Annotated in this window: 21 protein-coding genes, 2 tRNA genes and 1 pseudogene; 7 read left to right on the forward strand and 17 right to left on the reverse strand. The window is 63.2% G+C overall.

Annotated elements, in window-relative coordinates; genetic code table 11:
- Positions 1 to 52: 52 nt before the first annotated feature.
- The 5 genes from AB7D48_RS12145 (at position 53) to parE (ending at position 6036) form a co-directional block, all read left to right on the forward strand.
- Entirely contained in the window at positions 53 to 1426 is a 1374-nt protein-coding gene (locus tag AB7D48_RS12145) for a S41 family peptidase (protein WP_427979432.1), read from the forward strand.
- Between the two features lie 109 nt (positions 1427 to 1535).
- Positions 1536 to 2012: an RNA pyrophosphohydrolase gene (locus tag AB7D48_RS12150; RefSeq protein ID WP_427979435.1), complete on the forward strand. Its 477-nt coding sequence runs from the start codon at positions 1536 to 1538 to the stop codon at positions 2010 to 2012.
- Positions 2013 to 2035: 23 nt separating this feature from the next.
- Positions 2036 to 2695, forward strand: coding sequence for a dienelactone hydrolase family protein (locus AB7D48_RS12155; protein WP_427979437.1), 660 nt, complete (start codon positions 2036 to 2038; stop codon positions 2693 to 2695).
- A gap of 127 nt (positions 2696 to 2822) precedes the next feature.
- Entirely contained in the window at positions 2823 to 3995 is a 1173-nt protein-coding gene (locus tag AB7D48_RS12160; RefSeq protein ID WP_427979439.1) for a patatin-like phospholipase family protein, read from the forward strand.
- A gap of 70 nt (positions 3996 to 4065) precedes the next feature.
- Positions 4066 to 6036, forward strand: coding sequence for a DNA topoisomerase IV subunit B (parE, locus tag AB7D48_RS12165; protein ID WP_427979441.1), 1971 nt, complete (start codon positions 4066 to 4068; stop codon positions 6034 to 6036).
- Positions 6037 to 6141: 105 nt separating this feature from the next.
- On the opposite strand, the gene AB7D48_RS12170 is transcribed toward parE, so the two are convergent.
- The 10 genes from AB7D48_RS12170 to AB7D48_RS12215 form a co-directional block, all read right to left on the reverse strand.
- Positions 6142 to 6411, reverse strand: coding sequence for an HU family DNA-binding protein (locus AB7D48_RS12170; protein ID WP_427979443.1), 270 nt, complete (start codon positions 6409 to 6411; stop codon positions 6142 to 6144).
- 243 nt (positions 6412 to 6654) lie between these two features.
- Positions 6655 to 6730, reverse strand: a tRNA-Phe gene (locus AB7D48_RS12175).
- Between the two features lie 48 nt (positions 6731 to 6778).
- Positions 6779 to 6853 (reverse strand) — tRNA-Thr (locus tag AB7D48_RS12180).
- A 448-nt stretch (positions 6854 to 7301) separates the two neighbouring features.
- Entirely contained in the window at positions 7302 to 8579 is a 1278-nt protein-coding gene (locus AB7D48_RS12185; RefSeq protein WP_427979445.1) for a porin, read from the reverse strand.
- Between the two features lie 249 nt (positions 8580 to 8828).
- Complete coding sequence (locus AB7D48_RS12190) at positions 8829 to 9077, reverse strand: hypothetical protein (protein WP_427979447.1); 249 nt, start codon at positions 9075 to 9077, stop codon at positions 8829 to 8831.
- 226 nt (positions 9078 to 9303) lie between these two features.
- A complete protein-coding gene (locus tag AB7D48_RS12195) occupies positions 9304 to 11034 on the reverse strand; it encodes an acetyl/propionyl/methylcrotonyl-CoA carboxylase subunit alpha (protein ID WP_427979449.1) in 1731 nt (576 codons plus the stop codon).
- A gap of 12 nt (positions 11035 to 11046) precedes the next feature.
- Complete coding sequence (locus tag AB7D48_RS12200) at positions 11047 to 12663, reverse strand: carboxyltransferase domain-containing protein (protein WP_427979452.1); 1617 nt, start codon at positions 12661 to 12663, stop codon at positions 11047 to 11049.
- A gap of 4 nt (positions 12664 to 12667) precedes the next feature.
- A complete protein-coding gene (locus AB7D48_RS12205) occupies positions 12668 to 13477 on the reverse strand; it encodes a putative hydro-lyase (protein ID WP_427979454.1) in 810 nt (269 codons plus the stop codon).
- A 10-nt stretch (positions 13478 to 13487) separates the two neighbouring features.
- Positions 13488 to 14246, reverse strand: coding sequence for a LamB/YcsF family protein (locus AB7D48_RS12210; protein ID WP_427979456.1), 759 nt, complete (start codon positions 14244 to 14246; stop codon positions 13488 to 13490).
- A 29-nt stretch (positions 14247 to 14275) separates the two neighbouring features.
- Positions 14276 to 15517 carry an NRAMP family divalent metal transporter gene (locus AB7D48_RS12215; RefSeq protein WP_427979459.1) on the reverse strand — a complete coding sequence of 414 codons (1242 nt, stop codon included), beginning with the start codon at positions 15515 to 15517 and terminating at the stop codon, positions 14276 to 14278.
- A gap of 304 nt (positions 15518 to 15821) precedes the next feature.
- On the opposite strand from AB7D48_RS12215, the gene AB7D48_RS12220 reads away from it, so the two are divergent.
- A complete protein-coding gene (locus AB7D48_RS12220; protein WP_427979462.1) occupies positions 15822 to 16484 on the forward strand; it encodes a GntR family transcriptional regulator in 663 nt (220 codons plus the stop codon).
- A 9-nt stretch (positions 16485 to 16493) separates the two neighbouring features.
- Here AB7D48_RS12220 and AB7D48_RS12225 read toward each other — a convergent pair whose 3' ends face one another.
- From AB7D48_RS12225 to AB7D48_RS12235, 3 genes are read right to left on the reverse strand one after another with little or no spacing between them, the layout of a single operon-like run.
- A complete protein-coding gene (locus AB7D48_RS12225) occupies positions 16494 to 17330 on the reverse strand; it encodes a L,D-transpeptidase (protein ID WP_427979464.1) in 837 nt (278 codons plus the stop codon).
- A 7-nt stretch (positions 17331 to 17337) separates the two neighbouring features.
- A complete protein-coding gene (locus tag AB7D48_RS12230; protein ID WP_427979467.1) occupies positions 17338 to 18714 on the reverse strand; it encodes a tetratricopeptide repeat protein in 1377 nt (458 codons plus the stop codon).
- Entirely contained in the window at positions 18711 to 20543 is a 1833-nt protein-coding gene (locus AB7D48_RS12235; protein WP_427979469.1) for a sulfotransferase, read from the reverse strand. Before AB7D48_RS12235 ends, AB7D48_RS12230 begins: the two co-directional genes overlap by 4 nt.
- Positions 20544 to 20794: 251 nt before the next feature.
- Between AB7D48_RS12235 and mbfA the strand changes: the two genes are divergently transcribed.
- A complete protein-coding gene (gene mbfA / locus AB7D48_RS12240) occupies positions 20795 to 21751 on the forward strand; it encodes an iron exporter MbfA (RefSeq protein WP_427979472.1) in 957 nt (318 codons plus the stop codon).
- A gap of 164 nt (positions 21752 to 21915) precedes the next feature.
- Here mbfA and AB7D48_RS12245 read toward each other — a convergent pair whose 3' ends face one another.
- The 4 genes and pseudogenes from AB7D48_RS12245 to purU all read right to left on the reverse strand — a co-directional run.
- On the reverse strand, positions 21916 to 22578 hold the full coding sequence (locus tag AB7D48_RS12245; RefSeq protein WP_427979475.1) for a TenA family protein: 663 nt from the start codon (positions 22576 to 22578) through the stop codon (positions 21916 to 21918).
- Between the two features lie 3 nt (positions 22579 to 22581).
- Complete coding sequence (locus AB7D48_RS12250) at positions 22582 to 23295, reverse strand: helix-turn-helix domain-containing protein (RefSeq protein WP_427979477.1); 714 nt, start codon at positions 23293 to 23295, stop codon at positions 22582 to 22584.
- A gap of 73 nt (positions 23296 to 23368) precedes the next feature.
- Entirely contained in the window at positions 23369 to 24226 is an 858-nt protein-coding gene (gene folD, locus AB7D48_RS12255) for a bifunctional methylenetetrahydrofolate dehydrogenase/methenyltetrahydrofolate cyclohydrolase FolD (protein ID WP_427979479.1), read from the reverse strand.
- Between the two features lie 40 nt (positions 24227 to 24266).
- Positions 24267 to 24393: pseudogene (purU, locus tag AB7D48_RS12260) on the reverse strand (formyltetrahydrofolate deformylase); the annotation flags it as partial.

Raw genomic sequence — 24393 nt, forward strand, 5'->3', positions numbered from 1 at the left:
TGCTATCTAATAAGACCAGGGCAATGCGCCCGTCAGTTAAGGGGAATATTGTATGCGGTTGCGCAGCGGTTTGATGCTCGGCGGAATTTTTGTGGCGGGACTCACCGCCGGTTCGCTCGCGCAGCCATTGTCACGGGCCTTCGGTCAGGCGGCTCCGAATGACAGCACCTATCAGCAACTCTCCCTGTTTGGCGACATCGTCTCCCAGGTGAAGCAGAATTACGTGATCGACCCGCCCACCGACAAGCTGATCTACAATGCCGCCAATGGCATGCTCTCGGGGCTGGATCCGCATTCCAGCTACATGAACGCGCAGCAATACGCCAACATGCAGGTGCAGACCTCCGGCCAGTTCGGCGGGCTGGGCCTGGAAGTCACCGAAGTGAGCGGCCTGCTGAAAATCATCACCCCGATAGACGGCACGCCGGGCGCCAAGGCCGGGATCAAGCCGGGAGACATCATCGTCGAGATCAACGGCCATTCGACGGACGGGCTGTCCCTCGACGACGCGGTGAACAAGATGCGCGGCACGCCGGGCACCAAGATCACGCTGACGCTCAAGCGCAATGGCATCAACACGCCCGTGCATGTCACGCTCACCCGTGAAATCATCAAGATCGACGACGTCAAGAGCAAGCTGCTCACCAGCAGCGCCGGGCCCATCGGCTATATCCGGCTCGACAGCTTCGACGAAAACGCCTCCGCCCATATCCGCGACGCGGTGAAATCGCTCACCAAGCAGGCGGGCGGGCATATTCACGGTTATATTCTCGATCTGCGCAACAATCCCGGCGGCTTGCTGGACCAGGCCGTGGCGGTGGGCGACGATTTCCTCAATAGCGGCGAAATCGTCTCCACCCATGGCCGGCATCCGGAGGATGATCAGGTCTGGTACGCCCAGGATGGCGACATCACCAAGGGGGCCCCCCTGGTGGTTCTGACCAATGCGGGCACGGCCTCCGCCGCGGAAATCGTCACCGCCGCCCTGCAGCAAAACCGCCGCGCCCTGGTGCTGGGCACCAAGACCTTCGGCAAGGGCTCGGTGCAAACCATCATCCCGATCGACAATGAAGGCGCGTTGCGTCTGACCACGGCGCTTTATTTCACGCCGTCCGGCAAATCGATCCAGGATTACGGGGTGACTCCGAACGTGACCGTGGCCGAGACCGCGACACCGGAAGACAGCTTCTCCCAATTGCGCGAAACGGATCTGTTGAACTCCTTCACCAACCCGACCAAGGAGAGCGCACCGCCGCTGCCTCCAGCACCGCCGCTGCCCCCCGTGGCCTCCAGCATTCCCAGCAAGCCGCCCGCCAACTGGCCCAGCTTCGACCCGAGCAAGCCTTCGACCGACTTCCAGCTTCAGATGGCGCTGAAGCTGATCGCGGACATGCATGCCACGCGGACGACGACGGCCTCCAACTAAACCCGCCCGGGCGCGCGACCGAACCGCCGCTAGCCCGGCACGCTTTCCCCTGCGATAAGACCGCGCGGCCCTGTTCCGCCGTGGCCTGAAGAAACGAGGAGAGAGCAAGATGACGGACAAAGACGCCCTGCCCTACCGGCTCAATGTCGGGGCGGTGCTGTTTTCGCGTGGCGGGCAGGTCTTCGTCGGCAAGCGCAAGGGCTTTCCCGATGCGTGGCAACTGCCCCAAGGCGGCGTGGACGAGGGCGAAAACACACGCCACGCCGTGCTGCGCGAATTGAAGGAAGAAATCGGCACCGACAAGGCCGACATCATGGCCGAGCATCCGGATTGGCTGCTTTACGACCTGCCGCCGCACCTGCTGGGTGTCGCCTGGAAAGGTAAATATCGCGGCCAGCGGCAGAAATGGTATGCGCTGCGCTTCACCGGCACGGATGCGGATATCAGGCTGGATGCCGACGCCCATCCCGAATTCGAGGATTGGCGCTGGGTCCATCTGCATGAGCTGACGGCACTTGCGGTCGCCTTCAAGCGTGACATCTATGAAAGACTCGCGCGGGATTTCGCGCCCTACGCAAAAGACTGACCTCAGAAGGAAGGAGCCAGCCCATGATGACGCTCACCGCCGCCGACGGACATAAATTTCAGGTCTTCGAGGCTGGCAATGTGAATGCCCCGCGCGGCCTGGTGGTCGTGCAGGAGATTTTCGGGGTCAACCAACATATCCGCAACGTGGCGGAGCGGCTGGCCGGGCATGGCTACCGGGTACTTGCCCCCGCCCTGTTCGACCGCGTGGCACCGGACATCGAGCTGGGCTACACCCAGGAAGACATCAAGGCCGGCCTCGAAGCGAGAGCCAAGCTGCCCGCGGAAAAAGCCATGCTGGATCTACAGGCCACGGCCGGCGCCTTTGGCGCGGGCAAGCCCCTCGGCATTATCGGCTATTGCTGGGGCGGCACGCTGGCCTGGGCCTGCGCCACCCAAACGCCCCTCTTCAAGGCCGCGAGCTGCTGGTATGGCGGCGGCATCGCCGCGCAGAAGGCGGCCAAACCCAACTGCCCGGTGCAGATGCATTTCGGCACCGAGGACCATTCCATCCCGATGAGCGATGTGGAGGCGATCAAGGCGGCCCAGCCGGAAGTGGATCTGTATGTCTATGCGGGCGCGCAGCATGGGTTTGGCTGCGAGGCACGGCCCAGCTACAGCCAGAAGGACTGGGAGCTGGCGTCCCTGCGGTCGCTGGCTTTCTTCGCGGAGCATCTGCGCTGACCGCGATGGATCGGCCATTTCATTGTGTCTTCCGCATGCCCGGTTTGACAGAGACGGCTAGGATCGCGTGAACTTAGCCCCAATATAGCGTCAGAGCTTCACTCACAGCCTGAAGGACCGATGCCGCATGGATATTCTCTCCGACCCGAAGCGCCCGCACCGTTCGCCGCTGCTGCCCATTTCGCCGATCGAACGGCCCAAGGGGTGCGACCTCATCGGGCTGGTGCTGCAAGGCGGCGGCGCGCTTGGCGCATATCAGGCGGGCGTCTATCAGGCTTTGCACGAGGCCGGGCTGGAACCGGACTGGGTGGCGGGCGTATCCATCGGCGCGGTGAACTCCGCCATCATCGCGGGCAACAAGCCCGAACACCGGGTGGAAAAGCTTGAAAAATTCTGGATGGACATCACCGCCCGGGATCCATACACAACCTGGTTCGAGGGCGACAACGCCCGCAAGCTGCGCAATGGGCTTTCCGCCATGCATGGCATGCTGTTCGGCCAGCCGGGCTTTTTCCGGCCCGTGCCGGTCTCGGGCTTTCTCGCCCCGCGCGGCGCGCGTTTCTCGACCGCCTTGTACGATACCACCCCGCTCCACCGCACATTGGAAAAGCTGGTGGATTTCAAGCTGATCAACGAGGGCACGGTGCGCCTCGCCGTGGGGGCGGTGAATGTCGAAACCGCGAATTTCGTCTATTTCGACAATGCCATCGGCGAGATCGAGCCCGCCCATATCATGGCGTCCGGGGCACTGCCGCCGGGCCTGCCCATGGTCCGGATCGGCCGGCATCAATATTGGGATGGCGGACTCGTCTCCAACACACCGTTGCAGCATCTGCTGGACCATATCGGCTCGAAGAACTTGCTGACCTTCCAGGTCGACCTGTTCTCGGCCTCCGGCGAAGTCCCCCGCGATATGCCGGAAGTGCTGGCCCGGCAGAAGGATATTCAATACTCCTCGCGGACCCGCACCACGACGGACCATTTCCTGCAAACCCACAAGCTCAAGCAGGCCCTACGCGACGCGCTGGACAAGGTGCCGGAAAAAGATCTGAGCGCCGAGCAGAAAAAAATGCAGGCCGATCTGCGCCAGCTTCCCGAAATCAACATCATGCAGCTCATCTATAAGCAGAAAGCTTATGAGGGCGATGCCAAGGATTATGAATTCAGCCGCATCTCGATGAAGGAACATTGGCGCTCAGGCTATTACGACACGCGCAACACGTTGAATCACAAGGATTGGCTGCAATTCCACGGGGAGTCGGGCATCAGTTCCTATGACCTGCACCGCCTTGGGGAATGACGCATCCCCCTTGCCTGCGCCACAAGGGACATGGCAACCAAGACGCCCGATGAAGTAGGAGTCGGCGTCGTTGAGCGATCTGTTCGAGAATATCCCGTCCAAGGATAGCTACGGGGCGAAGGATATCGAGGTTCTGGAAGGTCTGGAGCCCGTCCGCCGCCGCCCTGGCATGTATATCGGCGGCACGGATGAAAATGCCTTGCATCATCTGGCCGCTGAAATTCTCGATAACTCGATGGACGAGGCGGTGGCCGGCCACGCCACGACCATCGAGGTGACGCTGGCCACGGGCAACCGCTTGACCATCCGCGATAATGGGCGGGGCATCCCGGTGGATCCGCACCCGAAATTCAAGACCAAATCCGCTCTGGAGGTGATTCTCACCACGCTGCATTCCGGTGGCAAATTCTCCGGCAAGGCCTATGCCACCTCTGGCGGACTGCATGGTGTCGGCTCCTCCGTGGTCAACGCGCTCTCCTCCAGCTTCACCGCCGAGGTGGCGCGGGAGAAGAAACTCTACCGGCAGAGCTATGCGCGCGGCATTCCGCAAACCAAGCTGGAAGAGGTTGGCGCCGCCCCCAACCGGCGCGGCACATCCATTGGTTTCGTGCCCGACAGCGAGATTTTCGGCGCGCTGAAATTCTCGCCCGCGCGGCTGTTCAAGCTCTGCCGGAGCAAAGCCTATCTGTTCGCGGGTGTGAGAATCCGCTGGGCCTGTGACCCCGCATTGCTGAAAACCGATTCGGACGTGCCCGCCGAGGCTGAATTGCTCTTCCCCGGCGGATTGCGCGACTCCCTGGCCGGCGAACTGGAGGACACCACCCTGGTGCTGCCGGAAATCTGGGCCGGCGAGGCGAAATTCGTCCCCCTGGACGGCCAGGAGCAGGGCAAGCTGGAATGGGCGCTGGCCTGGGTGGAACGGGGCGAGGCGGCGATCGATACCTATTGCAATACCGTCCCCACCCCCCTGGGCGGCACACATGAGGCCGGCATGCGCGCCGCCTTATTGAAGGGGCTGCGCGCCTGGGCCGAAACGCGCGGCAATAAACGCGGCGGCGCCATCATCGCCGACGACATTCTGGGGGGGCTGCACGCCAAGCTCTCCCTCTTCATCCGCGATCCGCATTTTCAGGGCCAGACCAAGGACAAGCTGACCACCCAGGAAGCGGCACGCCTGACCGAGACCTCCCTGCGCGACCGGTTCGACCATTTTCTGGCGGGCGACCCGGCCAGCGCCGACAATCTGCTGGCCTATGTGGTGGACCGCGCGGAAGAACGCATCCGGCGCAAGGAACAAAGGGACACCCCCCGCAAATCCGCCACGCGCCGGCTGCGCCTGCCCGGCAAGCTGGCCGATTGCGCCACGGAAAGCGCCGAGGGCACCGAGATCTTTCTGGTCGAGGGCGATTCCGCCGGCGGCTCCGCCAAGCAGGCCCGCAACCGCAACTCTCAGGCGATCCTGCCCTTGAAAGGCAAGATCCTGAACGTCGCCTCCGCTTCGGGAGAGAAATTGCGGCAGAATCAGGAATTGAAGGATCTGATCGAAGCGCTGGGCTGTGGCACCGGCACCGGCTTCAACCGCGCCAATCTGCGCTATGAGCGCATCATCATCATGACCGACGCGGATGTGGACGGAGCACATATCGCCTCTCTCCTGATGACATTCTTCTACCGCGAATTGCCGGAGTTGATCCGCCATGGCCATGTCTATCTCGCCCAGCCACCGCTCTATCGCCTCACGCAAGGCGCGAAGAGCATCTATGCGATGGACGATTCCGCGCGGGACAAGGTGCTAAAAAGCTTCAAGGCAGGCGCGAAGGTCGAGATCAGCCGCTTCAAGGGGCTGGGTGAGATGCCGCCCGCCGTGCTGAAGGAAACCACGATGGACCCGGCCCGGCGGACCTTGCTGCGTATCACCGCCACGGCGGAAACGCGCGCGACGACATCCAGCCTCGTGGATAGCCTGATGGGCAAGCGCCCTGAGTTGCGGTTTCAATTCATCCAGGAGAATGCGGGAAAAGTCGAGGATCTGGACATCTGAGGGCAAGCCCGCCCGATCGACTTTCCAGCCTGGGCGATTAAAAAATCTTTCACGAAAAAGCCCGGGAACAGACCCCGGGCTTTTTGCTGGCTATCGCGAAATCGCTTAGACCATCTTCTTCAGGGACGGCGAAGCCTTGAAGCGCACGGTCTTGCCGGCCTTCACCTTGATTTCCTCGCCCGTGCGGGGATTCACACCCTTGCGCGCCTTGGTCTTACGCACGGTGAAGGTGCCAAAGCTCGGCAGGGTGAACTTGCCGTTCTTCTTCATCTCCTTGACGATCGCCTCGATCAGATCGGTCGCCGCGCGGTTGGCCGCAACGCCGGTGATTTCAGCGGAACTCTGAATGACCTCGGCAATGAATGCTTTCGACATCTTACAAGCCTCTTCCTGTTTGCTCAGTCTGGCCGGACTAAAAACCTGACCGAAGATTTCCTCTGTTCAAACCAAGAGACTCTTTAACGCCTCCTGCCTGAATGCCAAATGTCTAGCCTCGGCCTGCGGGAAATACCAGCCTGAGGAAGCGGTTATGGAAGTTTTTTTGCGCCAATACGCATTTTTTCCACCATGGACGACACCATGGGAAAACCCGCTATATGGCTAGAGTTTTAAGGAGAATGGTGCCCAGGGGCGGAATCGAACCACCGACACTGCGATTTTCAGTCGCATGCTCTACCAACTGAGCTACCTGGGCGCTTGGTTCGGGCTGACTAACGGATTAGGCAACCTTTTTCAAGCCCGCTGGTGCTGTCACTGGGAATTGAACCCAGGACCTCTTCATTACCAATGAAGTGCTCTACCCCTGAGCTATGACAGCGAAACCCGCGATTGTGCGGCGGTTCCTACCTTTTTGCCGATTGGCCCGCAAGCCCTCTCGATCATATTTTTGCGTGCGGCCCCAGAACCACAAATGCCTGGCCGCGCATCATCCGCACAACCAGTTCTTTTTTTGTTCCAGAACCCGCTATTTTGGCCGCCTGGCGCGGCACGGCCTGACATATGGCGGGTCTCCCGCGTGCGGAACATCACAAATCCGGCCATGATCCCTCCCCCATCTTTCGGCGCACGCGACACGGAGGGAGGAAGCGGCCAACAGGGCCGATTCGCACCGGCACCAGCCGCATCCGCGCCCGCATCCGCCACCGGTTCATCGGCCGAATCCGCAAATTCAGCGCTTTGGGCTGAAAACCCGGTGAAATGGAGAAGGTTATATAATCCCGGCAAACCCGCGTGACCCGGCCCATGCAGCGGGCCGGGTCAGGCCCTTACCACTTCATCGTGGCGCCGACGGCGATGGACTGCACCTGGGCATTGCCATTGGCGCCCCAGGTGGAGCCGGTGGCACCAGGCTGGTGCTTGTGGCCATACTCGTACTGAACGAACAGGCTCAGCGGCTTGGCGACGGCATAGTTACCGCCCACGGCCACACCATACTCGCTCAGCGTGCGGGCCACACCGGTGGAGCCGGGCACATAAGCACCGGAGCTCTGACCGTTGAAATAGCTCACACCCAGAATATAGGGACCGACCTCATAGGTGGCGCCGACAATATAGCTCAGCGCGTCGCGGGCACCCTTCGGCTTGAAGGTATAACCATCCTCGACCTGACCGGTCTTGATGTTGGCGCCCACGGTCAGACCGGCATAGGTGGTCTGCGCGCCAGCCTGGAACACGCTCAGCTCATCATAGCCATAGGGCGCGCTGGCGCCGTAGGAGCCATTGGTGCTGCCCAGCGGCGAGCCGTGCAGGTAACCGAAGGACACCTTGTTGGCGAAGCCCGCGAGCTTGTTCTTGTAGGCCACCATCACGTCGATGGTGTTGCGGCGGCGGCTATTGCTGCCACCGGCCAGCGAGCTGACATTCGCGCCGCTGGTGCTGCCGGTGGAGGCATAGCCTTCCTTGAGGCCGTTGGAGTTCGGCTCGAAGCCGATGGCGCCGGACAGGCCGCCAGCGAGCACGTCGACGGTCGGGGTCAGATACACGATCTTGTCGGTCGTGTAGAGCGGGCCCTGATTGGCATAGATGAAATTGCCGGGGGCGGTGCCAGGATACAGCATGTTCTGGCCGCCATCGGCATGGAACTGGCCAACATCGCCGAATTTTTCGATCACACCGGTCTGCAGCAGGCTGAAGGCGCTGTCGGTCTGGCCAAAGCGCACAAAGCCGTACTCGGGCATGCCGATATAGCCGTAAGCGCGGCGGACATAGATATCGCCCTGGCTGGCGTTGGAATTGTTGGTCACGCCCTTGCCAGCGCTGGAGGTGGTGGTGCGCAGCTCAACCTGGGCGCCATACCAGATGCCGTTCACGGTCTGGGCATCGAAACCAGGATAGATGCGGACATCGCCGAAGCTGCCCGTGTTGCTCAGCTTATAATTGCTGTTGGTCATTCCGTTGGAGCCATAAGCACCAAAGCCAAACTGCAAATACCCATGCAAGTGGACAACGATAGAGCCCGGAGCGGCGACCTGCTTCGCCGGCTGGGCGAACGCGGTGCCCGCGGCGAGCAGAGTGGCCGCGGAGGCCAGAAGTAATTCGCGCATCAATTCTTCTCCTCATTATCTCTTCAAGGCCGAGGCAGCCGCATTGACAACGCAAAGCAACCAGTACGCTCGACGTTCTTAAAATCTGCAACCTTTCCCTGGATGCAATCTCAGACTCTTCATACCAACCCCTATCCGACCAGCTATGGTTTGAGCGCCACCAATATGTGACATTAGCCTTGTCTCTCTCTTTTTTATTTTGTCGAAAAACACACGATGCGTGTCACTTCGACGACAAATCTAGAATGCTCACGGTGTGGCATCGACGGTCCCGCCGCGCTTTTCGTCTTTATCAACGGACAAAATTTTCCCACAAACGAAAAGCTCCCGCGATAGGCCACTTGAATTTTCAGAAGACCAGGCAAAGAAAAATTCAGATTCTCCGCACCGCCCTCCAAAGACAACCCGAAGCCCAAAAGCCGAGCCTCGAGGATCGCCTTCACACGCAATCTGGAAATGTTCGCCGGCCACATCATGCCCGATCAGTGGCGAAATCATGCTGGTTGAGAAGGAAAAACAAAGATGGCAAACAAGCCAGAGAATGCCGCCGAATTCATTGCACGATACGTTTTAAATCCACGGCCGCCTCAAATCGCGCCACGGACAGATCCGCTTAACGACGCGCCCACATTTCAAAAAAACGAAGACTGATTCTAAGAGTAATGAAACGCACCTCCTCTGCCCGTTTCCAGCGCGTCACCGGCAAATGACCGTCAAGCATGCCCTATTCATACCGCGCGATCACATCGCCCGCGTTTTTATAATCCCCCGCCTGAGCCGCCAGCCTGATGGTCCCCGCATGCTCGGCTGTCACCTGCACTTCCATCTTCATCGCTTCCATGACGGCCAGCAGCTCGCCCTGGCGCACCTGGGCCCCATCCTCAACCTTCCAGAGATGAAGATTACCGGCGATGGGCGCCTTGACCGCCTTCTCCTCCCGCGCGGCCAGCACCGCCTCGCCTTCCACATCGCCAGGCGCGCGTGCCGCCAGGCCAGCCAAAAAACCACCCGGCAGGCCAATCTCATGGCGCTTGCCGTCGATCTCCAACGCCAGGCGCACAAGCCCTCCCGCCTCACTCACCGGCTCCGGCCGCGCGGCCGGCTCACACTCCGCCTGGAAACATGTCTCGATCCAGCGCGTATGCACGCCAAACCCCGCCTGGGCGGTAAAATCGGGGTGTGCCACGACAGCCCTGTGAAACGGCAACACCGTCGCCACCCCCTCGACCCGGAACTCCGCCAAGGCGCGGCGGGCGCGGCTGAGTGCTTCCTCACGCGTTCCACCGGTGACGATCAGCTTGGCGATGAGCGAATCATACTGGCCGGGAATGACCGAGCCGGAGACAACCCCGCTATCCAACCGCACGCCGGGGCCGCCAGGTGGCTGAAAATCCGTGATTTTGCCCGGTGTGGGTAGAAAGCCCAAGGCCGGATCCTCCGCGTTGATACGAAATTCAAAGGCATGGCCGCGCGGAACGGGCGTTTCCGTGACCGTGAGGGGATGCCCCTCGGCGATTCGGAACTGCTCGACCACCAGATCGATATTCGCCGTTTCCTCCGTTACCGGATGCTCCACCTGCAAGCGTGTATTCACTTCCAAAAACGAAATCGTCCCATCCTGCCCGAGCAGGAACTCCACCGTGCCGGCACTGGAATAACCAGCGGCGGCACAGATGCGCCGGGCGGCCTCCTCGATGACACGGCGCTGTTCGGGACTCAGAAAAGGAGCCGGCGCCTCTTCGACCAGCTTCTGGTTCCGCCGTTGCAGGGAGCAGTCGCGCGTGCCCAGAACCGTGACATGACCATGCTGGTCGGCGAGGATCTGTGCCTCGATGTGACGCGGGCTGTCCAGGAACCGTTCCAGAAAACATTCCCCCCGGCCAAAGGCCGCCACCGCTTCGCGCACCGCCGAATCATATTGCTCAGCCACTTCGTCGAGCCGGCGCGCCACCTTCATGCCCCGGCCGCCCCCGCCATGCGCCGCCTTGATGGCAACCGGTAACCCATGCTCCCTGGCGAAGGCCACGGCTTCAGCCGCCGAGGCCACCGGCCCGTCGCTGCCCGCGGCCAGCGGCGCCCCGACCGATTGGGCGATGCGCCGGGCGGAAACCTTGTCCCCCAGCGCATCGATCACCTCGGCATCCGGACCGATCCAGACCAGCCCGGCCTGTTTCACCGCACGGGCGAATTCCGCCCGCTCGGAGAGGAACCCATAGCCGGGATGCACGGCATCCGCGCCAGCACGGCGGGCGATCTCCAAAATGGCGGCGATGTTCAGATAGGTCTCGGCCGGCTTGGCGCCCGGCAGGGCATAGGCTTCATCGGCCAGTTGCACAAAGCGGGCCTCGGCATCCGGGTCGGCGTACACCGCCACGGAGCGCACGCCGTAATCCCGGCAGGCACGAATGATGCGGATGGCGATCTCACCGCGATTCGCGATCAGGATTTTTTTCATGGCGTTGGTCCTTCAGACAGCCACAGTCTTGGGCGTGATTTCGGAAAAAGGCGCCAGGGGCCGGAAACGGACCCTGGCCCCCACGGGAAGCTGCCCGGCAAGATCGAGGTGATATTCCGCCACCGCCCCGATCACGGGGTAGCCACCGGTGAGCGGATGGTCCGCCAGAAAGAGCAAGGGCTTGCCATCCGGCGGGATTTCCACGGCACCGTTCACGCACCCCTCGCTCGGCAATTCCGCATCGCCCGCGCGCGCCAGCCTGGCATCGGCGTTCAGGCGGATGCCCACACGGTTCGATTGAGCGCTCACCTCCCAATCCGTCCCGCGGAGCGTCACGAGCGATTCGGGCGTGAACCAATCCGGGCGCGGGCCGAGAATAAGGTCCAGCATGACGGTCTCACCGGGCTTGGGAAACATGAAGGCCGGCGGCTCGAACAGCGAAACCGGCGGCAATGCGCCGGCGGGTTTCACGCCAAGCCTGTCGCCCGCGCGCACCGGCGCCGGGCCGATGATGGCCAGCGTATCGGCCGAGGCGCTGCCAAGGGTTTTTTCAACCACGAAGCCGCCGCGCACACTGAGATAGCTGCGCGCCCCGGCCTTGGGGGCGGAAAGCCTCACCACATCCCCCGCCTCAAGCGCGAAGGGCGCGTAAGGGCGCGGTGAAAACATCCGGCCGTCTTCGGCGCGAACGGAAATATCGCATGGCGCGCCGGCAATGCCGATCACCGCGCGGCCATGGCTGCGAAAGCTGAAGCCCCCGCCCGTCAGCTCCAGGCAGGGCTCGCGAGATGGGTTGCCCGTGAGACGGTTAGCGGATTTGAAAGCCCCCTGGTCGAGCGCGCCGGACAGGGAAACACCCTGCCCGGTCTGGCCGAACCGCCCAAGATCCTGAAACAAGGCGGGCAACGGCGCGGTAAGGATGGAGAATGCCATCACCGCCTCGCGCGGTGGCGGAACCGGCGGTGGGGCTGGCGGCGGAGCCACGGCCTTGGGGATGGAAAATATGCGCTCACCGGCGGCAAGATCGAAAAACCGCACACGGTATCCCGGCTGAAAATAGGCGGGCGGCGTCCGGCCTATATCCCACATTTTCACCGGCGTGGTGCCGATCAATTGCCACCCGCCGGGGCTCTCCTGCGGATAGACGCCGGTGAAATGTCCCGCCAGCCCCACCGAGCCGGCGGGAATCCTTGTGCGTGGCGTTTTGCGGCGCGGCACATGCAAGGCGGGATCCCCGCCGACAAGATAGCCAAACCCCGGCGCGAAACCGCAAAAAGCCACTTCATATTCGCACCCCGCATGGCGGCGGACGATCTCCGCCACCTCCAGCCCGGTGAGCCTCGCCACTTCCGGCAAATCCTCACCCCGATAATCGACCGGCACCTCCACGAATTTATCCACCCGCCGGACCGGCCGGGAAAGATCCATGCCGGAGATTTGCAAGGCCAGCTCTTCAGCGTTCGTGACCTCGGGAGCGAAGCTGAGCATCAGCGTGCGCGCGGCCGGCACCATTTCCTTGATGCCGGGCAACGGGGCCGCGCGCAGCGCGCCGAACAGGGCCAGGGTCTCGTCGAGATCCTCCAGTTCAACCAGTAGCGTGGTGAGATTGGCGGGCAGAAAACGGATCATGTCCTCACACGTGATAGGCTGTATCGGGAATATCGGTGATCAGCATGTGTCCAGGCGCATGCGTGATGGCGAACGGCACGCCAGAGGCCGTCACGGCGGCTTGCGGCGTGACGCCGCAGGCCCAGAAGACCGGCACCTCGCCAGGTTCGATACGCACGGCCTCGCCGAAATCCGGCCGCGCGAGATCCTTGATGCCGATGTCTTCCGGCGCGCCCACATGCACCGGCGCGCCGTGCACGGCGGGAAACCGGGCGGAGATGGTGGCGGCGTCGGCCACGCGCCCGGCCGGGACAGGCCGCATGGACACGACCATGTTGCCCCGCAGCCGCCCCGCCGGCCGGCAAGGCTGGTCGGTCAGATACATCGGCACATTGCCCTTATCGGTCATATGGCGGATTTCAATGCCCGCGTCCCGCATCGCGGTTTCAAAGGTGAAGCTGCAACCGATCAGAAAGGCGACAAGATCGTCGCGCTCCGCCCAGGCGGCGCTGGCATCGGCGGTTTCCTCCACCAGCTTGCCATCGCGCCAGATGCGATAGAGCGGCAGGTCGGTGCGCAAATCCGCGCCCGGCGCCAGCTTCGTCTCCACCATGCCGGGGTCGGACACATCGAGCACCGGGCAAGGCTTGGGGTTGCGCTGCGTATAAAGCAGAAACTCAAAAGCCCAGTCGCGCGGCAGCACGATCATATTGGCCTGGGTAAAACCCGGGGCGATGCCGCAGGTCGGTTCCACGCGCCCCGCCCGGTAAGCCGCGCGCGCGGCCCGGGCGGCGCTGGCATCCGTGTGGCGCAGATAATCGGTGGGAATCGTCATGCGCGTTTCCTCAAGCTCCAGCGATAAAAGACCGTATCTCGATGGAATCCTCCTCGAAACGTCTTCTTATTTCGCGCGCCATCGCCACGGCCCCCGGGCTATCGCCATGCACGCAGATGGACTGCGCCTCAATCCTGATCAGGCTGCCATCGATGGCGGGCAGCATGCCGGTGCGCACGAAATCCAGCATGCGCTGGGCGACCTCGGCGGGATCGTGCAGTACCGCGCCCGGCTCGCGGCGGGAGACGAGCAATCCCTCGGGCGTATAGCCGCGATCGGCGAACATCTCCGCCACCACCTTCAACCCCGCGGTCCGGGCGAGATCCAGGATTTTCGTGCCCGCGAGCCCCATCAGCGCCAGGGAAGGGTCGATCGTCCTGATCGCCTCGATCACGGCGAGCCCCTGGCGCTCATGATTGGCGATATGATTGTAGAGCGCGCCATGCGGTTTCACATAACGCACGCTGGCGCCAGCGGCCTTGGCAATCCCCTGCAAGGCGCCGATCTGATAGACGATGTCGCCGATCAGCTCCTCGCTGGTCACATCCATGTCCCGCCGGCCGAACCCGGCGCGGTCCGGGTAGGAAACATGCGCGCCGATGACGACATTGTTGCGCGCCGCCTTCCGCACGGTTTTCAGAATTCCCGCCGGATCGCCCGCGTGAAACCCGCAGGCGATATTGGCGCTGGAGACGATGCCGAGCATCGCCTCGTCATCTCCCATTTTCCAAGCGCCGTAGCTTTCGCCGAGATCGCTGTTCAAATCCATGCCAACCATCCGCCTTGGTGTCCTTTGTCTTACATGCTCAGGAAAGCGAAGATGGGCCCAACCGACTTATACGCCATGTACCACGTCAGCAAGCACACCAGCACGCCCACCGCCAGCAGCCAGCGCGGATAACGGTAACCGCCCATCAGTCTGGTGCAGGCATAAGCCGCATACAGGAAGATGGAGAGCCCCACCGGCAGCACCAGCCCGTTCAACCCGCCCACGAACACCAGCATGGCGGCGGGGGTGGTCTTCATCAGCACGAAACAGAGCAGCGAGAAGGCGATGAAGCCGATGGTGGCGATGTTGCGCCCATGCTCGGTCATGTCCTTCTTGAACACGGTCAGGAACGAAACGGAAGTATAGGCCGCGCCGATCACGCTGGTGAGGGCGGCGGCCAGGAACACCGCGCCAAAGATGCGGTAGCCGACATCCCCGCAGGAAGCGAGGAAAGCCTGGCCCGCCGGGTTCGCGGTCTTGCCGGAAATATCCAGCACCGTGCCCGCGGCCACCACGCCCAGAATAGCCAGGAACAAGACATAGCGCATCACGCCGGTGACGATGATACCGGTGAGGGCGGCGCGATTCGCCTCGTGAATATGCTCGGGGCCGACCGTGCCCTTATCCAGCAATCGGTGCGCGCCGGAATAGGTGATATAACCGCCCACGGTGCCGCCAACGATGGTGGTGATGGTGGCGAAGCTGATCTTATCGGGCATGAAGGTCTGACGGATCGCCTCACCCACCGGCGGCGCGGCGGCGATGCAGGCATAAAGGATCAGCACCAAATTCACGAGTGCCGCCACCAGCACCACGCGGTCCATGGCAACACCCGCGCGCTTGGACAGGAAAATGCCGATCGCCACCAGCGCCGCGATGGCCCCACCCAGCTTCGGCCCGATCCCCAGCAGCGCGTTCAACCCCAGCCCGGCTCCGGCGATATTGCCGATATTGAAAAACAACCCGCCAATGATCACGAGAATGGCAAGCAGATAACCCGACCCCGGGATGGCGGCGTTGGCGATGTCCGACGCGCGCATGCGGGTGAGCGTGACCATGCGCCAGATATTGGTCTGCACCACGAAATCGATGATCACCGAGGCGAGAATGGCGAAGGCGAAGGACGCGCCCAGCTTGGCGGTGAAGGTGGCCGTCTGGGTGATGAAGCCCGGGCCGATCGCGGACATGGCCATCAGCATGATCGCCGCGGCGAATCCCTTACGCCGGGCCGAGGGCGACATCGCGCCGGTCGAAGGGGATATTTGCTCCATGAAGACCTCTCCGTTGTTCGATTGCCGCCGCTGCGTAGCGCGTTTCGAAAAAATTGCCTTGAAAAACGTCTGAGCGTCAATATTGTTCAACAATTATATTTCAAAAATCCTACAATATTTTGCCAACCCAAACCATTCATGGCGTGTTTTTGATCAATATGACCACAAACAGATCAAACTCGCCAGAAAAATGCCGCTACCTTCCTCTCGCCCCTCCGGCGCGCGAGCAGAGGCACGAAAAATCTCTCCCTCGCCGCTCGACATCGGATGGCAGGCCGCCCGCGATGGGATAAAGGCTCGAAGGATGGAACCTGATCCCGCGCTGCCGCTCCCCCAAAAGCTGGCCGACACGCTCCGTGCCCGCCTGATCAATGGCGCGTTCACGCCCGGGCAACGCCTTTCGGAGCAATCGTTATGCGCGAGCCTGGATGTTTCCCGCAACACATTGCGCGAGGCCTTTCGGCTCCTGACGAAGGAAGGCTTGCTGGAGCACAAGGCCAATCGCGGCGTCTTCGTGACCACGCCGAGCATCGCCTCGATCATCGATATTTACCGTCTCCGCCGGATGATCGAATGCCAGGCCCTGGCTCAATCCTACCCGAATCATCCGGCGGCGGCACGCATGCGCGCCGCTGTCGAACAGGCCATGGCGGCGCGGCATCTGCGCAACTGGCACGACGTGGGCAGCGCCAATATGCGCTTCCACGCGGCGATCGTGGATTTGGCGGACAGCGTCCGGCTGAGCGCCTTCTACGCCCAGATCTCGGCGGAACTGCGCCTGAGCTTTTTCCTGCTCGACGATCCCGAATTGCTGCATGCGCCTTATGTCGACATGAACGCCGACATCGTCCGCAGGCTGGAGACAGACCAGCCACGGGACGCCGCCATCGCGCTTGAGTCCTATCTCAACCAGTCCGAGCGCACCTTGCTCGCCGCCCTGGCGCGGGCATCCGGCGAGATGCCGTAGGCGCCACCTTCAGGGGCCAGGGCGCGCGGAATCGAAAATCACCAGATACGTCCCCGCGAAGGGCGAAGGCGTGCCACCGGGTGCGAGAATCGCGGCGAAACGCGGGTCCGTCCGCGCGGCTTGCAGATAATCCTTGTCCAGCACCGCGTGGCGATCCAGGAACATGTTCATCCTGGCGGAGATCCGCACGCACCCCATCGAATCCGGCCGCCCCAAGCGCGGTTCCAGAACATCCGGGTCGGTCGCATGCATGAGCAGTCTGATCTCCCCGGTCTCGCCATTGCCCGGCCAACCCTTTTGCGCCGTCCGCCAGCCGAAATCCCACACCCGCCGGCCTTTTATGCCCAGGCCGCGTATATGATTCTCGTTATAGGTTCCCTCCGCGCGATAATCGAGAATCGCGTCGTCATGGGCAAACACGCCGGTGGGGGTGACATAATAGCCTTTCCGCCCGCGCCGGCCGGTGGAAACCTTGTCACCGCCGATCACCTCCCATTGCCCCCCGGGCACCGCCAGAATGATGCGCATCTGCTGCACCGCCGGGTTCCTATCCACCGCGACCAGCAATTGCGGCGCGGTGAGCCGGTAGGGCGACGCGGCAAGCTGCGCCTTTGTCCTGGCGACCCATGCCGCGTTCTCCGCCGGGCCGGAAATCACCGCCTGGGGCACCTCGCGGAGGAGCATCTGGCGTAAAACCGCGGCATCCGCCGTGTAATCATGGGGCGGCGGCGCGGGTTCGGCCGGCGCCGGCGGGGATATCGCCGCCACCGGCGCTGGGCGCGGCGTGGCGCAGCCGGCCAGCCAGATCAAGCTGCCAACCGCCAGGGCGATTTTCGCGGCCCTCATCTGGCCCCTATAAATCCGCGGCGACGCGTTCGATCACATCGCTCCATTCATAAGGCGTCCGCTGCCGGTAAAGCCGCATGGAATCATACCAGGGCGTATCCTCCCGGTGCAGCAGCCATCGCCAGTCCGGCGCGTAAGGCAGCAGGATGGAAACCGGCACGCCGCACGCCCCGGCCACATGCGCGACGGAAGTATCGATCGTCACCAGCCTGTCCACATGCTTCAATATCGCCATCGTATCGAGAAAATCCCCGATCTCCGGCCCCAGATTGAGCAGCGGCGCGCGCCCGTAATAACCGCCCGCCTGGGCGATCTGGTCGCCCTTCTGCACGGTCAGAATCGTCACATCCTCCCGTTCGAAGAGCGGTGCGAATTGCGAGAGCTTCAGGCTTCGCTTCTTGTCGTTCTTATGGGTTGGCCGCCCGGCCCATACCAGCGCGACGCGCTTGCGTCCCCCCCGGGGCGCCAGCCGGTCCAGCGCCGCGCCCCAGCGCGCCACCAATTCCGGCGGCGGCGCCAGATAACCAGCGGGCGGGATATTGTCCGTGGTGATGCCCGCCAGGCGCGGCAGGCCCGAAAGTGGGATATAGGCCTCGAAGCCCTTCGCGTCGTCCCAGCGCGTGACGATCTTGCCGATCCCCGGCAATTGCCGCACCAGCGGCATCAGTTCGGCGGAACAAGCCACCACCGGCTTGGGCGCCAGCAGCGCCGCCCAGGGGACGAAGCGCCCGAACTGGATGCAATCGCCAAACCCCTGGTCCCCGACAATCAACAGCTTTCCGGGCTCCAATGGCTGGCCATCCCATTGCGGCTTGTCCGTCTTGGGCAGCATGCCCTCGGCCTGTTTCAGCTTGAAGCGCCATTCATAGCTCTCCCAGCCCTCGCGCAGCCGTCCGCCCAGCAGCAGCGCCTCCGCCTTTTCGAAATGCGCCTCGGCGAAATCCGGGTCGATCGCCACGGCCTCGTCGGCCACGCGCACCGCCTCGTCCAGCTCCAGCCTTTCATAATGGATCAGCGCGAGGTTGAAATAAGACCGCGAATCCTGGGGTGCCAGTTCCACCGCCCGGCGCCCGGCGCGCAACGCATCGTCCAGCCGCCCCGCGCCGCGATACACCTCGCAGATATTGCGCGGGTAAAGCGGCATTTCCGGTGCCAGCGCCTCGGATTTCTCCATCCGCTCGATCGCCTCGGCGATACGCCCGTTCCGGTAGGCGACAATCCCCGCAAGTTGCAGAATATGCGGATGCTCCGGCATCGCCGCCAGCATCCGCGCGGCCAGATCGTCCGCTTCGGCCAGCTTGCCGTCCTGTTCCAGCTTGGCGAGCCGGTCCAGCGCCTCGCCAAGCGGCATCACCAGCTTCCCCTGCTCCGCCACCCCGCTCATGCGCCCTGCTCCTCATAGCCCAGCTCGCAAACCCAAGGGGCCAGCACTGGCGCGATATCGGTGAAAAGATTGGGCAAGGCCGCCTGATAAGCCCTGAACCGTCCGCGGGCGTGACCATGCACCATCTCCCTCCCGGCGAAATGCGCGGGCAACGGTTCGGCCACCGGCAGGTCGTTGGCGGCCAGCCCTTCCGGCACCGGCGCCTCCGCGCCGATGAAATCCAGCACCCGCGCGACCACGGCCCGGGGATCGGCCACCAAATCCTCATAGCGCACGGGCAGATAGCGCAGCGTGAGCTGCCCCCGGTAATGGCGGAGCATGTCCGCCAGCAGCGCGTAATAGCGCGCCAGCCCAGGCAAGCCGGCATGGGCATGGCCTTCCAGCTTCCGGTCCTGCGCGATATTGGCGAGCACCAGATCGTAAGGATGGCGTAGCACATGAATGATGGGGGCCTCGGGATAGAGCAATTTGATCAACCCGAGATGCCAGATATTGGGAGCAGCGCGGTCGGTGATGAACGTGACACCCTGGCGCGCCAGCCCCATCTCCACACGGGGCGCCTCGTACATCTCACGCAGCCGGTCGGGCAATTCCATCCCCTCGCCGACCAGCAACTCATCCAGCACCGCCGGATACTCTCCTCCGCCCAGCAGGCCCGGCACCGCGCGCGCCAGCTCCGCCACGGGCTTCACCTCGTCTCCCGGGGCAAACCCTGGGCATTGCGCCAGCAACTGTTCCAGCAAGCCCGTCCCCGAACGCGGAAACCCGAGCAGGAACACCGGCATGAACCGCCCCGGACGCGCCCGTGGCAAAGGCTGCACCCGGTCGGCGGTGAAATAGGCCTTGTACGCTTGCGCCCGCGCCCGCAACGCCTCCGGCTGGAAGGACAGCCCCGTGCGCTCACGCTGAATATTCCGTGCCGCGGCGATGGCGCTCACCGCCTCCTCGATCCGCCCAAGCCGCATGAGCGCCCTGCCCCGCGCCAGCAATTCCGGCGGCATCAACCCGTCTGACGCGCCCAGCCTCGCCAGCGCCTCGGTGGCGCGGCCACGGGCCAGCTCGGCCATGACCTTCAGCAGCCGCAGCATGCGGTCCTGCGGCCAGCGGGTCAGCGCCTCGTCCAGCAACATGTCCGCCCGGTCATGCTCTCCCTTGGCGAACACCACCTGCGCCAGCCCCCCGGCCCCGCGCATATTGTCAGGTCGCAATTTCAGCGCCGTTTCATAAAGCGCCTCCGCCGCCGAAAGCCGGCCCTGTAGCTTCAGGTTCCAGGCCAGATTGCCCAGCAGCATGCCATCCTCCCGGCCCAGCAGCTCGATGGCCCGGCGGTAATGGCGCTCACCGGCCAGCAGATCTCCGGTTTCCGTCAGCGCCACCCCCATCACGTGATGCGCCAATGCCGCCCTGGGTGTCGCCTTCACCACCGCGGCCGCGTAGGGCAGCGCTTCCTCATGGCGCGACTGAGCGATCAGATATTGCGCATAATGCCCATTGGCCTGGGCGCGCGCGCCCGCCGGGCCGGGCAGCCCCGCCAACCGCGCCCCCAACGCATCGGCCGCCTTGCGCTGTTTCTGGGCATTGCGAATCTCGAACAAAACACGGAGCGCGCCACGATGATTCGGCGCCGCGTCCAGCAGCGTCACCACCAGCGTTTCGGCCTCGGCATATTTTTTTTCATTGAAGAAAGCCGCCGCCTCGGCGGCCTTGGCGTCCAGCAGGGCCAACGCCGCCTCGCCAGGCCATTGCGCCTTGTCGGCCGCGCAGCACCGCACCGCCCGCAACCCGCTGCCACAGGCGCAGCGTTCATCCTTGACCTCTACTCCGCTCACCGCCTCATCCCGTATGTTTCGGTTTCATTCTACAGTCTTTGCCTTCCACGGCAACGCGGCATGGCCAGCGCGGCGATCAGTCCCCAGCCGCGCCCGAGCGGACACAAAGCCGACCATATATTTTGAATTCAGAACATATCCAGACCAGAACCAGCAGCTCCCATGCAATAGCCATTCATTCTCAATCCCCTCAAAAATCTTGACGCGCCTCGTCTCTGGCCTCAGATGGCCTTTTCAACCGGAGCCTGCGCATGCGTGATTTTTCCCAGCTCTCAGAGCGCGAGATCCTGGCCCTCGCCATCACCAACGAGGAAGAGGATGGGCGCATCTATCTCGACATCGCGGAACGGCTGCGCGAGGAATACCCAGCTTCGGCCAATATTTTCCGTGAAATGGCGGCGGAAGAGGGTGAACATCGGCGGGAATTGCTGGATCTCTACCAGGAGAAATTCGGCGAGCATATTCCCCTGATCCGCCGTCAGGACGTGCGCGGCTTCATCTCCCGCCCGTCCATCTGGCAGTTTCCCAAGCCCAATATCGACGATGTCCGCAACATCGCCGAAAGCATGGAGCAGGAAACCCAGCGCTTCTACCGCAACGCCGCCGCCCGAGCCACGGATGTGTCCATCCGCAAATTGCTGGGCGATCTCGCGGAAAAAGAAGTCGAGCACGAGCATCGCGCGGATGAATTGTCCGAGCAAAACCTTCCCGACAATGTCCGTGCCGAGGAGGATCAGCACGCCAAGCGGCAATTCATGCTGCAATATATCCAGCCGGGCCTCGCCGGGCTGATGGATGGCTCCGTCTCCACACTGGCGCCGATCTTCGCCGCCGCCTTCTCCACGCATAATTCCTTCGATGCCTTCATCGTCGGCGCGGCCGCGGCCGTGGGCGCGGGCATTTCCATGGGCTTTGCCGAAGCCCTGTCGGATGACGGTTCCCTCACCGGGCGCGGCACCCCCTACGTGCGCGGCGCCGTCACCGGCGTCATGACCGCGCTGGGAGGGTTGGGGCATACCGTGCCCTTCCTGATTCCCAGCCTGCATGTCGCCCTGGTCGTGGCGATCATCGTGGTGGTCGTCGAACTGGCGGTGATCTCCTGGATACGCTGGAAATATATGGACACCTCTCCCCTCCGCGCCACGCTGCAAGTCGCGCTGGGTGGCGTGCTGGTGTTCGGCACCGGCGTGCTGATCGGCGCGGGGTAGCGCCTTCGCTCATCTCTTAAGAACTTCCAGACCGTTTCGGAGGCCTCCCTGTTCCAAGAGGCTCCAGCCCCTTGGGGCGCGTTGATGAAAAGCGCCCCATTCCCCCCGCGAAATTTTCAATAATGTCAGCCTGTCCCGTGGCGATGCGCCAAGGCCGCTCAACGCTACGGCGCCTGCTCCCGCCAGCCTGTCCGCCAAAACGCGGCTTCCAGCCTCGTGGCCTGGGTGAAAACAGCCTGCAACCGGGGCAGCCGCGCCTCGGCCCCCAAAGCGTCCCCCACCCGGTCGATCATTGCCAGAGCGGCCTCGACCGAGGCCAGATAATCCTCTCCGGTGTAGGTGCGTATCCAATCGATATAGGGATTGTCCGGTTGCGCGCGCCGCGCCGCCCAGAGGCCGATCTCAGCATAGCCGGCAAGGCAGGGCGCGAGAGCGGCCAGAAGATCCAGCGCATCCCCCGCCAGCCCCTGTTCCAGCACATAGCGCGTATAGGCCAGCATTTCGAGCGCGGGCGGCGCCTCGCGCATCCGCGCCTCCGCAAGCCCCCACCCCGCGCAATATTTCACATGCAGCGGTATCTCGATCTCAATCAGTGCCTTCGCCGTGTCCAACGCGGCCCGAATATCCGCCAAATCCTCCAGCTTATAGGCCAGCAGCGCATGAGCACGGGCATATTGAATAAGAAACAGATAATCCTGGACGAGGAATTCCTGAAACGCCTCCCGCCGCAGCGAGCCGTCGGCCAGCGCCTCCACGAAGGGATGGCGCACATACTCCTCCCACGCCGCCCCGGCGCCGGCGCGCAGCCGCGTGAACAGTCCGGCCACGGCTCAACTCTGTTCGCGCGCGTAGGTGATGATGGAGAGATAGGTCATGGGTTTCACCAGGAGCTTTTCCGGCCCATGCGGCGCGGCGGAATCGAACAGCAACGCATCGCCCGGCTCCAGATGATAAGACTGATCGCCATGGCGATACAGCACCTCGCCGGTGAGCATATAGATGAACTCCGTCCCCTCATGCTGAAAGGCCGGATAAGATGCGGCACTCTTGCTCAGCGTGATGAGATAAGGCTCCACCACCACGTTACCGCCCAGCGCATGGCCCAACAGCGAATATTGATGCCCCGCCTTGGTCCCTCGCCGCTCGATCACCACCCCCGTGCCCGCCTTCACGAAGGAGCAATCGCGCTTCTCCTCGAAGGTGGAAAAGAAGGTGGTGATGGGAACATTCAACGCCACCGCCAACGACTGCAAGGACGCCAGCGAAGGCGAGATCTGCCCGTTCTCGATCTTGGACAGCATCCCGCCGGACAACCCAGCCGCGGTGGCCAGTTCCGAAACGGTAATGCCCACCCGGCGGCGCAATTGGCGCACCTGCACGCCAATCGCCTGCTCCAACGTCAGATCCGAGACCGCCGCGGCATTGCTGCCGGTGTTATAGGGCTCCGCGATCTCCGCCGGCAAACCGGCCTGTTCCAGGGCTTCCGGCAGAGGAGCCTTGATGATCTGAGCCTTTCTGGCGGCTGGCTTTGCCTGGCTGCGCATGTTTCAACCGTCCTCCTGTCATGATCGTCTTATGACGCGAGGGGGGAAAAGGCCAGCCTTGTTTATATACCCCTTAGCGGCCCTCCTGCCGCTTGGCGGCGGTCAAGGTATTGCGCAACAGGCAGGCGATGGTCATGGGCCCCACCCCGCCCGGCACCGGCGTGATCGCCCCGGCCACCCCAGCCGCCTCTTGATACGCCACATCGCCCACCAGCCGGGTCTTGCCCGCGGTCTGCGCCGGTACGCGATTGATGCCGACATCGATCACGCTCGCCCCCGGCTTCACCCAATCGCCCTTCACCATCTCCGGCCGGCCGACGGCGGCCACCAGAATATCCGCCGTCCGGCACAGGCCGGGCAGATCCCTGGTCTTGGAATGGGCCATCGTCACCGTGCAGTTTTTTTGCAGCAGCAATTGCGCGATGGGCTTGCCGACAAGGTTGGAACGCCCGATCACCACCGCGTTCAACCCTGTCATGTCGGGAATCCGGTCCTCCAGCAGCAAGATGCAGCCCAGCGGCGTGCACGGCACCAGCCCTGGCAGCCCCGCGGCCAGGCGCCCGGCATTCACCACGGTCAGCCCGTCCACATCCTTGTCCGGAGAGATCGCGGCGATCACCTCGTCCGCGTTCAGATGCTTGGGCAGCGGCAATTGCACCAGAATGCCATGCACCTTGGGATCATCGTTCAAGCGCCGCACCAGCGCCAGCAAGTCAGCCTGCGTTGTGTCGCCAGACAGCTTATGCTCGAAGGAGGCCATCCCCACTTCCACCGTCTGCTTCGCCTTGTTGGCGACATAGACCTTCGAGGCCGGGTCCTCCCCCACCAGCACCACGGCGAGACCCGGCTTGTAGGGCAGCCCCGCCACCTCCGCCGCGATCTGGGCACGCAAATTGGCCGCGAAGGCCTTTCCATCGATGATCTCAGCCAATTCAATTCCCCTTCGAGATAGCGCGGGCCTTCTAGCCCATTCAGCTTGCGAACACGACCGTCTTCGCGCCGTTCGGAATGACCCTGTCCTCCAGATGGTAGCGCACGGCGCGGGCCAGCACCCGGCGTTCGATGTCGCGCCCCTTGCGGACCAGATCCTCGGGCGTG

It is taken from the genome of Acidocella sp., assembly GCF_050253495.1.
Lineage (GTDB): Bacteria > Pseudomonadota > Alphaproteobacteria > Acetobacterales > Acetobacteraceae > Acidocella.